General features: G+C 34.8%; 16 protein-coding genes and 1 pseudogene. 13 read left to right on the forward strand and 4 right to left on the reverse strand.

Annotation, left to right across the window (positions count from 1 at the left end; all coding sequences use genetic code 11):
* The first annotated feature begins 291 nt into the window (after positions 1–291).
* From KHA87_RS16755 to KHA87_RS16775, 5 genes are all read left to right on the forward strand, one after another.
* Complete coding sequence (locus KHA87_RS16755) at positions 292–1,068, forward strand: class I SAM-dependent methyltransferase (RefSeq protein WP_213095330.1); 777 nt, start codon at positions 292–294, stop codon at positions 1,066–1,068.
* Positions 1,069–1,390: 322 nt separating this feature from the next.
* Positions 1,391–2,584, forward strand: coding sequence for a GTP-binding protein (locus tag KHA87_RS16760; protein ID WP_213095331.1), 1,194 nt, complete (start codon positions 1,391–1,393; stop codon positions 2,582–2,584).
* A gap of 93 nt (positions 2,585–2,677) precedes the next feature.
* Complete coding sequence (locus KHA87_RS16765; RefSeq protein ID WP_213095332.1) at positions 2,678–3,622, forward strand: metal ABC transporter substrate-binding protein; 945 nt, start codon at positions 2,678–2,680, stop codon at positions 3,620–3,622.
* 56 nt (positions 3,623–3,678) lie between these two features.
* A complete protein-coding gene (locus KHA87_RS16770) occupies positions 3,679–4,407 on the forward strand; it encodes a metal ABC transporter ATP-binding protein (protein ID WP_213095333.1) in 729 nt (242 codons plus the stop codon).
* On the forward strand, positions 4,332–5,171 hold the full coding sequence (locus tag KHA87_RS16775) for an iron chelate uptake ABC transporter family permease subunit (RefSeq protein WP_213095334.1): 840 nt from the start codon (positions 4,332–4,334) through the stop codon (positions 5,169–5,171). The genes KHA87_RS16770 and KHA87_RS16775 overlap by 76 nt, the downstream gene beginning before the upstream one ends.
* 26 nt (positions 5,172–5,197) lie before the next feature.
* On the opposite strand, the gene KHA87_RS16780 is transcribed toward KHA87_RS16775, so the two are convergent.
* Together KHA87_RS16780 and KHA87_RS16785 are read right to left on the reverse strand one after the other, a co-directional pair.
* Positions 5,198–6,109 carry a TIGR03943 family putative permease subunit gene (locus KHA87_RS16780; RefSeq protein ID WP_213095335.1) on the reverse strand — a complete coding sequence of 304 codons (912 nt, stop codon included), beginning with the start codon at positions 6,107–6,109 and terminating at the stop codon, positions 5,198–5,200.
* Positions 6,110–6,124: 15 nt separating this feature from the next.
* Positions 6,125–7,114 (reverse strand): permease, encoded by a 990-nt coding sequence (locus tag KHA87_RS16785; RefSeq protein ID WP_213095336.1) that lies wholly within the window; start codon positions 7,112–7,114, stop codon positions 6,125–6,127.
* Positions 7,115–7,365: 251 nt separating this feature from the next.
* Between KHA87_RS16785 and KHA87_RS22275 the strand changes: the two are divergent.
* A pseudogene (locus KHA87_RS22275) lies at positions 7,366–7,802 on the forward strand (GTP-binding protein); the annotation flags it as partial.
* A gap of 63 nt (positions 7,803–7,865) precedes the next feature.
* Entirely contained in the window at positions 7,866–8,267 is a 402-nt protein-coding gene (locus tag KHA87_RS22455) for a CobW C-terminal domain-containing protein (RefSeq protein WP_283249466.1), read from the forward strand.
* A 318-nt stretch (positions 8,268–8,585) separates the two neighbouring features.
* Here KHA87_RS22455 and KHA87_RS16800 read toward each other — a convergent pair whose 3' ends face one another.
* The gene (locus tag KHA87_RS16800; RefSeq protein ID WP_213095339.1) at positions 8,586–8,738 is read right to left on the reverse strand and encodes a hypothetical protein; all 153 of its coding nucleotides are present in this window, start codon (positions 8,736–8,738) and stop codon (positions 8,586–8,588) included.
* A 185-nt stretch (positions 8,739–8,923) separates the two neighbouring features.
* Here KHA87_RS16800 and spoIIP point away from each other — a divergent pair, with 185 nt between their 5' ends.
* From spoIIP to KHA87_RS16815, 3 genes are all read left to right on the forward strand, one after another.
* The gene (spoIIP, locus tag KHA87_RS16805; RefSeq protein WP_213095340.1) at positions 8,924–10,087 is read left to right on the forward strand and encodes a stage II sporulation protein P; all 1,164 of its coding nucleotides are present in this window, start codon (positions 8,924–8,926) and stop codon (positions 10,085–10,087) included.
* Positions 10,088–10,236: 149 nt separating this feature from the next.
* A complete protein-coding gene (locus tag KHA87_RS16810; protein ID WP_213095341.1) occupies positions 10,237–11,469 on the forward strand; it encodes an ATP-binding protein in 1,233 nt (410 codons plus the stop codon).
* 30 nt (positions 11,470–11,499) lie between these two features.
* A complete protein-coding gene (locus KHA87_RS16815) occupies positions 11,500–12,315 on the forward strand; it encodes a VOC family protein (protein WP_213095342.1) in 816 nt (271 codons plus the stop codon).
* 15 nt (positions 12,316–12,330) lie between these two features.
* On the opposite strand, the gene KHA87_RS16820 is transcribed toward KHA87_RS16815, so the two are convergent.
* Complete coding sequence (locus KHA87_RS16820) at positions 12,331–13,149, reverse strand: GDSL-type esterase/lipase family protein (RefSeq protein ID WP_213095343.1); 819 nt, start codon at positions 13,147–13,149, stop codon at positions 12,331–12,333.
* A gap of 316 nt (positions 13,150–13,465) precedes the next feature.
* On the opposite strand from KHA87_RS16820, the gene KHA87_RS16825 reads away from it, so the two are divergent.
* From KHA87_RS16825 to KHA87_RS16835, 3 genes are all read left to right on the forward strand, one after another.
* Positions 13,466–13,984, forward strand: coding sequence for an RNA polymerase sigma factor (locus tag KHA87_RS16825; RefSeq protein WP_213095345.1), 519 nt, complete (start codon positions 13,466–13,468; stop codon positions 13,982–13,984).
* Positions 13,965–15,083 (forward strand): DUF4871 domain-containing protein, encoded by a 1,119-nt coding sequence (locus tag KHA87_RS16830; RefSeq protein ID WP_213095346.1) that lies wholly within the window; start codon positions 13,965–13,967, stop codon positions 15,081–15,083. Before KHA87_RS16825 ends, KHA87_RS16830 begins: the two co-directional genes overlap by 20 nt.
* Positions 15,084–15,185: 102 nt before the next feature.
* Positions 15,186–15,965 carry an ABC transporter ATP-binding protein gene (locus KHA87_RS16835; protein ID WP_213095347.1) on the forward strand — a complete coding sequence of 260 codons (780 nt, stop codon included), beginning with the start codon at positions 15,186–15,188 and terminating at the stop codon, positions 15,963–15,965.

The raw sequence follows: 15,965 nt of genomic DNA on the forward strand, positions 1-15,965 counted from the left end.
AATAGCTACCTAATTCGCGAGATTAACCTTTGCTTTCGCGAGATTTGTCCCAAAATGTATAATTAAACGATCAAAACTTATTTGATGTTCCACATATTGTGGCATATTCACTTAAAAGTTGGCTATAGACGAACCTATTTCCGGCTGGATGCAGATAATTCACTCTGTTTTTTCTTAAAGGAAATCTATTGATAACTTTTACTTATGTTAAATCATAAAATAATAAATATTTTAGTTATTGCCTCCGTGTACTAAAGTAAAGGTATGGCATGAAAGCTGGAGGGGATAAAGATGGGTCAAACAAAAAAGGATGTTAAAGAACAATTTGGAAAAAGTGCTGAGTCTTATGTAGAAAGCAAATTGCATAAGGAAGGAAAAGATCTACAGAAACTTTTAGATATTACAAGCATAACAGGAAATGAGGAAGTGCTAGATATTGCAACTGGTGGCGGGCATACTGCAAATGCTTTCGCTCCAAATGTAAAAAGTGTCACAGCTCTCGATTTAACAAAGGAAATGCTGGTAGCTGCTGAAAAGTTTATCCTTGGAAATGGGCATAAAAATGTTCAATTCGTTGAAGGGGATGCGGAGAATTTACCTTTTTCTGATGAAGTATTTGATATTGTAACCTGTAGGATTGCTCCACATCATTTTCCGAATATCCGAGCATTTATTTCAGAGGTAAACAGAGTTCTGAAGCGAAATGGTCAATTTTTGTTAGATGATAATGTTGTTCCAGAAGCAATCGCTTTTGATGAATTTTATAACACGATTGAAAAAATACGAGACTATAGCCATTTTCGTGCCTGGAAAAAGTCCGAATGGTTACAAATGCTAGAAGAAAGTGGCTTTGAAGTGCAAGAATGGCACCGCTTTGAGAAAGTGTTTATTTTTGAACCATGGTGTAATCGGATGAATCTATTGGATGTTGAAAAAGATAGATTAACTTCCTATATATTGAATGCTTCCGATGAAATAAAAGTTAAATTTGCAATTAAAGCAGAAAATAATTGCGTTGTTTCATTTAAAGGGGAAGCGGTTGTTTTAAAAGCATTAAAAAAACATTAATATTTCGAAACCAGTGCATAGCCATTTCCTTTCGCTGCACTGGTTTATTTTGTGTGAAGTGAAAAGTATTGACTCACGATAAGCTTTAGGATAAAATTTAAAAACGTAATCATTACGATTTACCACAAACTAAAAATATCATGAATATTAAAAGGGACTAATACATATTATGGATGTGGGTTTGTAAAAAAACTAAATCGTAATGGATTCGTTTTAAAGTATTTCGATATTTCATAGTAAATGGAATAAATTCTTTTTGAAAAGTAAATCGGAATCATTACATTTAAGAAGATAGAAAGAGAAAAGAATGGGAGATGTCATAATGGAAAAAATACCTGTAACAGTACTAAGCGGATATTTAGGTGCCGGAAAGACAACGATTTTGAATCATATTTTGCAGAACCGCGAAAACTTGAAAGTGGCTGTCATAGTCAATGACATGAGTGAAATTAATATTGATGCAGAACTCATCAAGCAAGGAGGTGGACTTCACCGAACAGAAGAAAAACTTGTTGAATTATCCAATGGCTGTATTTGCTGTACTTTAAGAGAAGATTTATTAATTGAAGTAGAAAAATTGGCTCAAAATGGAGAAGTAGATTATATTGTGATTGAATCTACGGGTATTAGTGAGCCAGTACCTGTTGCTCAAACCTTTTCATACATAGATGAAGAATTAGGAATTGATTTAACAAATCTATGTAAATTAGATACAATGGTAACGGTTGTCGATGTTAATCGATTTTGGAAGGATTTCTCTTCAGGTGATTCATTATTGGATAGAATGCAAAATGCCGGAGAGGGAGACGAAAGAACAGTAGCGGATTTACTAGTTGATCAAATTGAATTTTGTGATGTCCTTATTATGAATAAGTGTGATTTACTTGAAAATGATCAGCTGGAACAATTAGAGCATTTCTTGAGAAAGCTTCAACCGGAAGCAAAACTACTTAGAATTGAACATGGAAAAGTGAATCCATTAGAAATATTAAATACCGGACTGTTTGATTTTGAAAAAGCAAGCCAGTCTGCTGGTTGGTTAAAAGAATTGGAAGCGGAGGAGCATATTCCCGAAACAGATGAATATGGGATCAGCTCATTCGTTTATCGAAGCAACATCCCATTTCATTCTGAGCGATTTAATACTTGGATAGAGAATCTTCCTGCTGATATTGTCAGATCAAAGGGAATTGTATGGTGTGCTACAAGGAACGATTTAGCTTTGTTGTTATCACAAGCTGGGCCTTCCATTGAACTTAGTCCGGTTGCATATTGGATTGCTTCTCTTCCTGAGCAGGAACAATCTTATTATTTTGAAAGTGAGCCAGAACTTTTAGAGGAATGGGATCCGCAATTTGGAGATCGAAAAACAGAGCTTGTGTTAATTGGAATTGATATGAATCATGACGAAATTAAGGCATCTTTGGATCAATGTTTACTAACTAATGAAGAAGTGAAGACAGACTGGGGTAGTTTGAAAGATCCATTTACATGGATTATGACTGAAGGGGTGTAATTTATAGAGACGAAGGAAATAAGGTATGAAATTTAAATCGGAATGATTACACTTTTATAATTTCAAATATCGTGATAGAATGGAGAAATGGAAATGAGACATTTAAAAAAAGCTAATATATTATTGCTCCTTAGTACTTTTATTCTTCTGCTTGCGGGATGTGCAAATAGCGGGAATGAGAATCGTACTAAAGACAGTGGAAATAATAAAATGAAAGTTGTTACGACTTTTTATCCAATGTATGAATTTACAAAGAACGTTGCCGGAGATAAAGCAAATGTACAGCTATTAATCCCTTCGAATGTCGAGCCGCATGATTGGGAGCCAACCCCAAAGGATGTCGCAAACATTCAAATGGCAAAGCTATTGGTCTATAATAGTGCTTCTTTGGAGACATGGGTACCCAATATCCAGAAAAGTCTAGGTAAAAGCGGTCCAACGTTTGTTGCAGCAAGCAATGATATTACCTTAATGAAAGGTGTAGGGGATGAAGATTCAACAGATGGAAAAGAAGAGATGGATCCACATGTATGGTTAAGCCCTGCACTTGCACAACAAGAAGTAAAAACTATTACGAAAGCCTTAGTAAAAGCAGATCCTAAAAACAAGAGCTATTATGAAAAAAATAGTAAAGATTATATAAATAAATTACAGGTACTAGATAATAAATTTCGTTCGGAATTAAAAGATGTTAAAAGAAATGAAATTATTACTCAACATGCTGCATTCGGATATCTTGCGAAAGAATATAATCTGAAACAAGTTCCCATTGCTGGGTTATCTCCAGATCAAGAACCTAGCCCTGCTAAGCTTGCTGAGCTGAAAAAATTTGCAAAAAAGCATGATCTAAAAGTAATTTATTATGAAGAGTTGGCTTCGCCTAAAGTTGCCAATACGCTCGCAAAAGAAATAGGGGCAAAAACAAAGGTACTTAATACGTTAGAAGGATTAAGTAAAGCGGATCAAAAAAAAGGAATGGATTATATATCTGTAATGGAAGAAAATTTAGCAAGTCTGAAACAAACATTGAATGAGTAAAGTTAGTGCGCCTTCTTGGCGCTAGTTTTAATTCTTAAGGGAAGGATGCAAAAAATATGAAACTAGCAAGCTTAGAAAATATTGTTTTTGGCTATACTCATATTCCAACATTAAATGGCGTTTCGTTTGAAATTGAATCAGGAGAATTTGTGGGAATAACTGGTGCTAATGGAGCCTCTAAGTCAACCATGCTTAAACTGATGCTCGGATTGATTAAACCATGGTCAGGAAACGTATTTTTAAGCAAAAAGAATGACTCTGGGAGGCCATTGAAAATTGGTTTTGTGCCCCAGCAAATTGCATCCTTCAATGTTGGTTTCCCTAGTACGGTGATTGAATTGGTTCGTTCTGGTAGATTTCAAGATAAAAAGTGGTTTCAACGGCTAACGGAGAAAGATCATCAACTAGTAGAAAATGCATTGAAAATGGTAGGAATGTGGGAGTATAGAAATGAAAAAATTGGAGCTCTCTCTGGTGGGCAAAAGCAAAAAATTTGTATTGCCAGAGTCCTTGCCACTGAACCTGACCTTCTAGTATTAGATGAACCAACCACTGGAATGGATTATGAAAGTCGGATTAGCTTTTATCAGTTCATGAACCATCAGGTGAAAAAGCATGGGAGAACTGTAGTAATGGTTACACATGATGGAGAAGAAGCAGGAACAAACTTCGATAAAGTAATACATCTAGAGAAAGGGGAACACGGAGAATGGAAATGTTTAACCTTGAGTTCATGCAGCGTGCCTTTTGGGCAGGCGGACTCATTGCTATCATCGCACCTATGATCGGAATATTTCTTGTCTTAAGAAGACAGGCATTAATGGCGGATACTTTATCCCATATTTCTTTAGCAGGTGTGGCGATTGGTTTCTTTATTCATTCCAACGTAACTCTTTCCAGTATGCTGGTCGTTATTATTGGTGCTATTGGGATTGAATATATGCGTAGGTCCTATCATTCCTATTCAGAGGTTTCGATTGCTATATTAATGGCGGCAGGGCTGTCATTTGCCTTGTTTTTAATGAGTGTAACGAGTGGTGGGATGAGCCCAAACATAGAACAGTATTTATTTGGTTCGATTGTTACAATTAGTAATGAGCAAGTATATGTTTTGGTAGGGGTAACATTACTAGTACTATTGTATTTCCTTATTTTCAAGAGACAAATGTTTTTAATGACCTTTGATGAAGATACAGCTTATACAAGTGGAATTAATATTAATCTATTATCCTTATCCTTTAGTATTCTAACAGGTCTGGCAGTTTCAGTTATTATTCCAACTATTGGCGTATTACTTGTCTCTGCCTTATTAGTGCTCCCTGCTTCATTTGCAATCAAATTAGCAAAAGGCTTTAAATATGTTTTTATCACAGCCATTCTTGTAGCTTTGGGTAGTGTTTTTATCGGATTAGTATCTTCTTATCATCTTGGAACTCCACCTGGTGCAACGATTACATTGCTTTTAGTTATAATCCTTTTGTTAGGATTTAGCATTCAAAAAATCGTTATCCATATGATTAGATTAAAGAAACGAAGAAGAAGATGGTAAAAATTATAGACTAGTCATCCTTTTGACTAGTCTACTTTTATGCCAATATCGTATACATAAGGTTGAGCCGGTTCTTTTATGGCTTGTACAGATGTAACAGATAAGATAGGAATTGTAGAGGATTGATAAGTAGTTTTGTTTAATTTCCCTCTTAATCTTACCCATGTATCATTTTTAAATTTGGCTAAATCCCCTTTGGCCATAATTCCATAAACCGATGCATCCGCAATGCAGCATGTAATAACAAATCTTGCCACTACGATTTGATTGTTGGAAAAATTCTTTTCACGATAAACAAAGCCCACTGTTTCGATTTCTTTTCCAATTAATTTATTAAAATTTTCTTCTATCAGACCAATGGTAGGAACATATTTACTATCATCAATGATGATGCTGTTTTCCTGGAATATGGAATGTTGGAGTTGATCATATTCTTTTTGAGTTATATATTGCTGTTGCGTTGAACTAGGTACGGTGTTTTTATTACTACCATTATTCTGTTGATTTGTTTGTGTTTCCTGTTTATTGACAACGTTTGAAGGGCGATTCTGCTTGATATCCTGACTCGATGTTGTGAGTTGAACTTGACGATTCTTAGCAATAGAACTCCCAAGAGTATGATTGGAAAACAGAAATCCTGAAATGATAGGTATAATAAATAGAGAATACAGGATCACAGAACGGAATGTAGTTTTTGGTGGCTGATGTTCTTCACAGCAGTCACAAAGCATTTCCTCATCATCCGATGTTCCGATAAAAATCTGAATGATTCCTACAATGATTAATATTCCAATGGTGATGGATAAAAACGGATATAATTTAGGAGAGATAAAATAACTGATTTTCCCTGTCAGCAATAATTTTAAGAAAAATAAACTAAGCCCTATTAGGATGATTCCCCTGAAATACGTATGAAATTTAGCCCGCGGCAAGCTCATACTACTCCCCACCTTTCAGATAATATATTCATATAACCTCGATGCTATATAAACAATACAACAGGTTATGATAATGAAAATTACGACAAATTTAAAACGGAAATAAGCAAACAGCATTATCGTGTTTTTAAGATCCAGCATGGGTCCCAGAACAAGAAAAGCAATGATCGAACCAACACCAAAGGAATTGCTAAATGATGAAGCGACAAATGCGTCTGCCTCGGAGCAGATAGATAATATATATGAAAACCCCATCATTACTGCAGGTGCTTTTATATGATCGGTTCCTATTGAAACAAGAAGATTTCGATCTAAAAACGTATGAAACAGACTGGCTAACAGTGCACCAACCAATAGGTATTTACCTGTATCAAAAAATTCATCACTGACATGTTTAAAGAATTGTCCCATTTTATTCGTTGAAGTATGTTGATTTCGTTCTGTGGTGTGCTTTAAAATCGGCTGATTTCGAAAGAATAGGAATACAATAGACCCGATAAGTAATATCACTAGAAAAGCTAGTACCATTCTTCCGTATAAAATAACTTGATTATTTGGAAAAGCATAATAGGTTGATAGGAAAACAATGGGATTTAAGATGGGCACTGAAAGCATAAAAACAACACCTACATGCTGTGGCAGCCCTTTTTTTATTAATCGCCGTACGACAGGAATGATTGCACACTCACAAATAGGGAAAATGATTCCTAGTAAAGTTGCAGGTAACATCGCTAAAAAAGCATGCCTAGGTAATAATTTTTGAACCAAATGATCAGATACTACGGTTTGAATGATTGCTGAAGCAATGACACCTATTAAAATAAAGGGCACTGCCTCTATCATAATACTAAGGAATATCGTGTTTACATTAAATAATTCATTAGGAATGAGAGAAATAATTCCTAGATTATTTATATGGTCTGCTGAGAAGAATAGATAAATTAATAATAGAAAAATTAAGTGAACAATGGTAATTTTTGAGTTTCTAGACAGTATGGCTTTCATCCATATACCTCCTAACTAAAATAGATGTCTCTATTAAAGAGTATGAGAATCTTTCACTTTCAGTACTTACTTACTCTCTAAATGTATAAAACTCAATAGCTTTTATTATTTATAATCATAATGATTACGATTTATGAGTATAATATAGAAAAAGATTATTTTTAAGGAGGAGAATGCGAATGAATAAGAAAATACCAGTATATTTATTATCAGGGTTCTTGGGAAGCGGTAAGACAACTGTACTATTGGAAATGTTAAAGTATTGCAAAGAATACCAGCTAAAACCGGGACTTGTCTTGAATGAAGTAGGAAGTGTTAATGTGGAAAGACATCTTTTTCAAACGGAAAAAATATAGTAGAGTTACTAGACGGCTGTATATGCTGTTCAATAAAAGAGGATTTAATAGGAAGTTTGTCCTTCTATTTAAAAAAAGAAAATAAAGTGGATGTTTTATTTATAGAGAGTACTGGTATTTCCAATCCGAAAGATATTGTTCAGGCGTTTGCCGATCAACGTTTAAGAAATTATTTTGAGCTTGTGTCAATTATTAGCGTTGTAGATGCGAGTATGTATATGGAATATAGAAGCATTTTCGCTAGTTCAAAAGAAGTTAGGGAATTATTAAAAGAACAAATTCGGACAAGCACGGTAATCGTATTGAATAAAGTGGATCTAGTGGAACAAAAGAAAAAAGAAAAAGTGTTAGCGAAACTCCGCAATCAAATAAAGGAAAATCAAAGGATAATGGAAATGGTATATGGAAATTTCGACAGCCAAAGTTTATTTCAAAATAGAAATGATACTACTAATGAAAATTCACGCTCTCAGGAAGATAGTCATATACCACATCACCATCATCTGCATACATTTCAAACATTTAAAATAGAAGATGTTCCTTGCATGAACCCATCCGCTTTGAAGAGATGGTTGTTGACACTCCCTACTAATGTAGTAAGAGGAAAAGGGATTTTCTACACTGCGAATAATCAACAAGGATATCAATTCCAGATTGCATCTGGAACAGTGGAATGCAAGGAGATTCCTAATCATTTAAAATACCAATCTTGTATTATATTAATCGGTACAAAATTAGAAGAAGATCAAATAAGGAATAGTTTTAACCAGATCTTTAAACAAAAACATGCTTATTAAATAAAAATGTTTTCGTGTATCGTAGTGATTTCGTAAACCTTATATCTCATAATATAGGATCAGTTTCCGGTATATTTACTTATAAAGGTTACTGATTCTAGGATCTTCTTTTACAAAGGCTATATAGTTTAACGGAAGCCCGTAAATATAGTAACTAACCATAAAGGTACGGGTCAGTTCGTATAAATCTAACTACGTATGACAACCTTTGTACCAGTTTGGATAAATCATATACCCATTTTGCATCGGGAATGGCAAGTCGAATAAAGCCGTAAGTGGCTTTTTGACCTAAATTCTTCCCCTCATTTTTTATTACATTTAAGTGGTATTTCCCTTTGGATGCGCGACCTCAGTCATATACTCTTTTTCTGGCTGCTCACTTTTCTCAGAGTTTGAAGTAGAACAAGCAGTCTGACATAAAGAACTAATGATTATGAAGAAGACTGTACCGGATTTTTTGATGATTTTCATTTTTTCCTCCTCGTTGAGCAATAGGAATGAGCTATATAGAGGATATTCTGTAATTCGTGATCTTTTGATTGTAATTCTATTTAATTCTAGTTGGGAAAAAAGAACGGAATATTTTAAAAAACTTGTCTATTAGATTCTAACATTCAAATTACTCTCATAGAATGCTAGTAATAGGAGGTAGACAAATGCTTGAAAAAAATGATAAACCCATCCATATTGTCGTGTTTTTAAGCAGGATATTTGTCGGTGTGTTATTTTCTTTTCTTTTCGTTTTATGTTTAGTGAAGACTCCTATCAGTCCCTCGTCAACGTCCCTTAAACATTCGATGAGTAAGCTAGATTATTCAGGTGTATTTGCATATATGCTGCAAAGTGAAAATCACCTTTTGTTTGCAAATAAGAATATAGGTGCTGATATTTCATTTTCCAAGGTTTTATTTACATTAGTGACAAATATCAATCCCTCTAAATCTATTACGCTTCTTGGAAGTGAAATACCTGGACTGGATATATATAATACGGAAATAGCTATTGCTGGAAAGGGGACAAATCTTACGAATCTTCCATTCGATCCTCCTCCTAAATCAGATGATGATATTACGAAGGAACGTCAAATAGCTGATGATCAAAACATAAATGATGAGAAAAGTAACCCTCCAGACAACAATCAACAAGGTCAAACGGATAAAAGTAACTTAAAAAAAGTAGTATATATTTATCATACACATAGTTGGGAAGCATTTTTGCCACTCATTAAAGGTGCTAAAATTCCTGATGAGGCGACAAGTACAAATAATAAAATTAATGTAGTAGCTGTAGGTGCTAGATTAACTCAAGAATTAATAAATAAGGGAATAGGTGCGGAACACGATACTAGTAATATGGGCGCTGAGTTAAAAGCGAAAAATTGGACAGCGAGTAATGCCTATAATCTTTCGCGTGAACATGTTAAAGAGGTAATAGCTCAGGATAAGGAAACAAAGTTTTTTATTGACATTCATAGGGACTCACAAAGGAAATCAATAACTACTACTGAAATACGTGGAAAAAAATATGCGAGGATCGATATTATTGTTGGAAAAGAGAATAGTAACTATAAAGAAAATTTAAATTACGCAAAGGAACTTAATACTAAATTAGAACAGCAATTTCCGGGTATTAGTCGGGGGATTTTTATTAAAACTAGAAGTGATGGCAATGGCGTGTACAACCAAGATCTCTCCAATCGTTCCATATTGCTTGAATTTGGTGGAGTCGATAATAATTTAGAAGAATTATATAATGCAGTCGATGCTTTTGCAAAAGTATTTAGCGAATATTATTGGAAAGCCGAAGAGGTAAATGGATAACAAACTAGTAAATATTAATTCTAAATAGAAATTTACAGGAGGGATTATTCCCTCTATTTTTTTTGATAAGGGGAATTAATTTACAATTTTCATAAAATTTAAAATGATTATGGTATAATTGGATTATATTAAAAGATAAGGGGTACTCTATGAAAAAAACTGGTAGAATTATACTTATTAGTATTTCTTTATTGTATTCCGTAGTTGAATATTTCTTTTCTCGTGATGGTCCGTTATTAGCAATAAGCGAATGTTCGGTTGCAACCGTTATAGCTTGGTTTGTTGGCTGGCAATTTGATAAATTAAGACTATATGCGAAGGAGAAGGAAAAGACTGTAGAAAATTACCGGCAGTTATTGGAATTGTTTCCTAAATCCGTTATTATTCACCGATATAACAAAATACTATATGCAAACAAATCTGCCTTAGAACTTATTGGAGCTAGCGAAATGGAAGAGGTAAAAGGTAGATCGATAGTTGATTTTTTGGATGAGAAGAATAAGGATAATGCAATTGCGAGTTATAATCTTTTACATAAAACAAAGGGTTCCGTTGCTACCACTAATCAGAAATTAAAATGTTTGGATGGAAGAATTATTTATTTTGAGGAAACATCTGTATGTATGGACTATGAGGATATGCCCACTATTTTATCCATTTATAAGGATATTACGGAAAGCAAGGAACAAACAGAACAATTGCTTCAAAAATCAGAAAAACTGGCTCTCGTAGGTCAGATGGCGGCTGGAATTGCGCATGAAATCCGAAACCCTTTAACCTCCATTAAAGGCTTTATACAGTTATTTAGAGATAATACGGAGGAAAAATCGTACTATGATATCGTTCTCTCAGAACTCGACAGAATTAATCATATTTTAGGGGAATTTCTCGTATTGGCGAGACCTTCAGTCGTTGAGTTCAAAAAGGTTAATATTGCCGCTTTTCTACATAATGTATCCACCCTTGTTAACACACAATCCATATTAGCAAATGTCGAAATTGAAATGGACTATGAGGAAAACCTGCCATACATATTAGGAGAAGAAAATCAGTTAAAACAAGTTTTCTTAAATATAATAAAAAATTCTATTGAGGCGATGCCGGAGGGTGGGATAATTCGAATAGTGGCAAAAAGTCCAGAAGCAAACAGCGTCTCGATATTTTTTATGGACCAGGGGATAGGAATTCCGGAGGAGCGCATTCCATCGTTAGGGGAACCGTTCTATACAACAAAAGAAAAAGGGACAGGTCTTGGCTTAATGACATGTTATAAAATCATTGAAGGACATCAAGGAAATCTGTTTATATCCAGCAAAGTAAACGTAGGTACAACCATCGAAATTCGATTTCCTGCTTCGGCTGATAACCTTGTTGCAATTTAAAGGTATGTATTAATTAGGTAGGAGGTTAATATGAATCTATTATTTGATCACTTAGTCCATTTTGTTCAAAATCCGGTGCAAGCAGCGGAAGAAATGAAGTATATTGGTGTTCAAGCATTTATGGGCGGTAATCATGAAAAATGGGGAACATATAATTCTTTAGCGTATTTTGGGCTTAGCTATATTGAGTTTTTAGGAATTAGAGAACGGGAGATAGCAGAAGAAGCCGCATTGCATCATGATTTAACAAGGCAGGCAATTACTCTTTTACCCCATTATCAAGGATTTAATAGAATTGCGTTGCGGACGAATAATATAGAAAAGGTAGCTAAGCATGCACAAACACTTGGATATATAATAGAAGGACCTGTGAACGGTGAAAGAACAAGGGATGATGGTGTAACAATCCGCTGGAAAATGCTTTTTATAAAGGATGAACTATCGAAATTGCCTTTCCCGTTTATTATTCAATGGCAGCAAAGCGACGAAGAACGATTTCAGGATTTACATGAAAAAATAAATGCGCATCCTCTTGGGAAAGTAGAGATAGAGGATTTAGTCATTGCCGTCGATAATGTGGAAAACGAAACCGAAAAGTGGAGCAAGTTATTTGGATTGAAAAGAAGTGAGCCTTATCTGGATGAGGAGCTCCAGGCTGAATGCATTCAACTTTTCTTGCAAGGGGGGAATCTAACCTTTGCTTCTCTCGATAAGAGCTGGAAGTTTTACGATGATGTAAACGAACACGGGGAGGGACCGTTTTTACTAAGGCTTATAGGAGATCGTTCTATTCCATTACATAAACTGCTTGGAGCGTACTTTCATGTAAAAGGGCGGGGAAAATAATCCCGCCCTTTGGTATTAAATCGATTTTGGTTTAGCAGTATGTTTGAATTCATTTAACATTTCCTGCGAAATGGCAAAATATCCTTTTGAATTTGGATGCACCCCATCAGCAGATAAATATTGGAGATGCTTATCATTAATTACTTTTGATGTTTTCACCACGATTGAGGAAGGGGACAAATTCGCAGCTTTATAAATGTTAATATTCCATTTTGGCAGTAATTTGCTGGCGAAACCATAAAACTGATTTTTAGGTGTTAACGGATTGTATAATTCCAAGTATACGACTGTTACATTAGGATTTAGCTTTTTTATATGCTTCGTTATTTGAGTTAAGTTTTCCGCAAAATCATTTTGCAAAGTACTGAAGGATTGTATGGCTTGATAAAAATTTTTTTGTTTTGCTAAATGGAGAATATCATTTCCTCCTACATTAATGGTGATAATATCTGCCTTTTTAATTTCTTGATTAAACTTGCCATGTTGTATAAATTGATTAAGCTCCGTACTAGTAATCCCAGGTATGCCTTCATTATCCGAAATCACGGTTTTCTGGGTAGCTTGTCTTAATTCGCTGGAAAACCTTGTGATAAAATCTTCCTTTTGATTTGCCCCAACTCCCTTTATCACTGAATCCCCAATCGCTAAATGATGGATACTGCTTGGCTTCATCTTGGCAAAGTACTGAATATAGGAAGTTTGTTTATGATCTTTTATAGAAACTGCAGCTGCTTTTTGCAGTTTGTGAATTTGATATTGTGGATAATAAAACCAAAAAGCACTGCCCGCAGCAATGATGATAAAAAGAACTAATATATATTTAAACCATTTCATAGTGCTTCTCTCCTTATATTTTTACATTATAACAAGAATTGCATAATTTCATTCTGAAAATAAATCCAATTTATAATAGGAAAAGCGCAAGCACCTTGTACATCCGCTAGCCGATCGACACTAGTAGAATTTGAAGTGCTAATTTCACTTGGTAAAATTTGAAGTGCTAATTTCACTTGGTAAAATTTGAAGTGCTAATTTCACTTGGACCTAGACAATATGGTAATAAATTTTCTCTAAACTTTAAGAAGAACTGCGATATATAGAAAATCATTTCGTCTAATGGAATAGGAAGACCAATACGGAGGGTGAGAATGTGGATAGAAAACAAGTAATTTCCGATTGGTTTCATCAATATAGCGACGATATTTATCGATTCTTTATTTACCGGATCCGTCCTAATGATGTGGAAGATTTAGTACAGGATGTGTTTATTCGGGCAATTAAAGGACTGGGCTCTTTTCAAGGAAATGCTAGTCCTAAGACATGGTTATTTAGTATTGCCCGAAATGTGGCAATTGATGAAATCAGAAGAAGAAAACGAAATAAGTGGAAAGAGCATTCTAATGAGACGAATCGAGAACCTATAGATTACCAAACACCTGATTTTTTTCTGGAATTAAACGAACAAAATAAACGTTTGTATACAACCATACAATCCTTAAAAGGAAGTTACAGGGATATTTTAATTTTGAGAGGAATCAATGAGTTGTCAACAGAGGAAGCAGCCTCCATATTAAATTGGAATGAACACAAGGTACGCTCCACCTATCATCGTGCCAAAAAAGCTTTACAAAAGCAGTTGGGAGGGACTAATGATGAACCATCCAAATGAAGACTCCATTGAAAGACAAGTAAAGCAATTACCGAAACCTGTGCTTAAAACAGATGTGAAAAATAAAATGGTAATTTCTTTAATGGAGGATGCACATTATGTGGAAAAAAGAAAAACATATATGTTCGATACGAAAAAAATAATTTTTTCTCTGGCAGGAGTCCTGACTTTCATTATTTTTAGTTTTGCTATGATAACCATGTTGTTAAAGCCAGATCACAATGCAAATACAAATGCTTTCTCTTTATCTATCGATCAAAAGGATAAGGTTGAAATAGAAAAACTTATTCCATTTAGAGAAAGTTATGTAGGAGATAACAGTGCAGTCGTGGGAATCCTCCGTCAATTACCCGGCAAGAATTTTCTAAAGGAAGTATCCTTAAGTACTAAACAGGAACCATACGGAATTCATGCACAGTATTCCGGAAGGACAAAGGATTTTGAAACGTATTGGGAAAACGAAAATGGCGAAAGAATATTCCTGTATAATGCGACGACATTGTTTATTTTAGTACAAAATGTTGACGAGGTTACCTTTGATGTTAAAACAAAAGAAGGTATACATTCTTTTCAGGCTACGAGAAAGGAATTAGAAAACTTTTATGGTATGAAATTGAGAGATTTATCTAAACATCAAACACAATGGGAAAATGTATTGAAGAGCACTTTTTCTGATAAAGAAAAGATCACTAGCTTCTATGACAATCAAATTTTTAATAATGTGGATTGGACTTTGAGTCCGACATTTCATTCGGATAAAAGTACCAAAATGATAGGAAAAAAAGGAAAGCTTGGCGTAATGTATCCTACCTTTACTGCAAAACAGTATGGTAAATATTTATGGGGTTTTTGGGGAAATGCAAATGAATTACAAGGTAATGTAAAAATAGTGGGAATGAAGAAAGGGTCCGGAACGATTACAAAAGTATTAAATAGTGAAGGAGTAGCTGTTTGGGAAGGCGGCCCATTATTAGGCCCGATCCATGGGGCAGATCAACATACCCCATGCAACATGCTTTTTCCAAGCTCCGGAATATGGTGCTTATACGTGTATTTAAATAACAAACCTTTTGATTATATTGTAGTGAAGGTTCAATAAAATCGGGTGGCGATAGCCAACCCGATTTTTATATTGTCTCCTCATCTATTAGGAAATATATGCTAAAATATGAATATATCTACTAAGGCGCAGGTGATGAAGATGGGGGAAGAAGTTTTAACCATACGTGATTTACGTAAAAATTATGGTTCAAAAGAAGTCTTAAAGGGTGTTAATTTGACGGTTGAACGTGGAGAGATTATTGGTTACATAGGACCAAACGGAGCGGGAAAAAGCACGACGGTAAAACTGTTGCTCGGTATTGAGGAAGGTTATTCCGGAGAAATTAAAATATTTGGACGAGATATATCGGATGGAAATATAGATTACAAGAAAAGGATTGGGTATGTGCCTGAAATTGCAGAGGTGTATGATAATTTGACTGGTCATGAGTACTTGACCTTTATTGGAGAGCTTTACGGGTTGGATTTTGAGCTTGCAGATTACAAGGCTAAGAGTTTAATGGAATTATTCGGAGTAGGGGAAGTGTATCACTCAAGAATTGCCTCCTATTCAAAGGGGATGAGACAGAAGCTCCTTATTATCTCGAGTATGCTGCATAATCCGGATATCTTATTTTTGGATGAACCGATTAATGGTTTAGATGCCAATAGCGTAATGATTTTTAAGGAAATCCTGGCTCAACTTTCTCTTCAAGGCAAAACGATTTTTTACTCCTCTCATATTATGGATGTCGTTGAGAAAATCAGTAGCAGGATTATCTTGCTGCACGGAGGGAACATAGTTGCCGACGGTAGCTTCGAGGAACTTAAGAATCAAAATATGGAAGGAACGCTGGAGGAAATCTTTAATCAGCTTACTGATTTTCATGAACATAAGGATATCGGAAAAAGATTTGTATCCGTCGTTCAAGAGGTGTAG

Origin of the sequence: Bacillus sp. FJAT-49736 (genome assembly GCF_018343615.1) — a bacterium.
In the GTDB taxonomy this organism is placed as follows: Bacteria; Bacillota; Bacilli; order Bacillales; family Bacillaceae_C; genus Margalitia.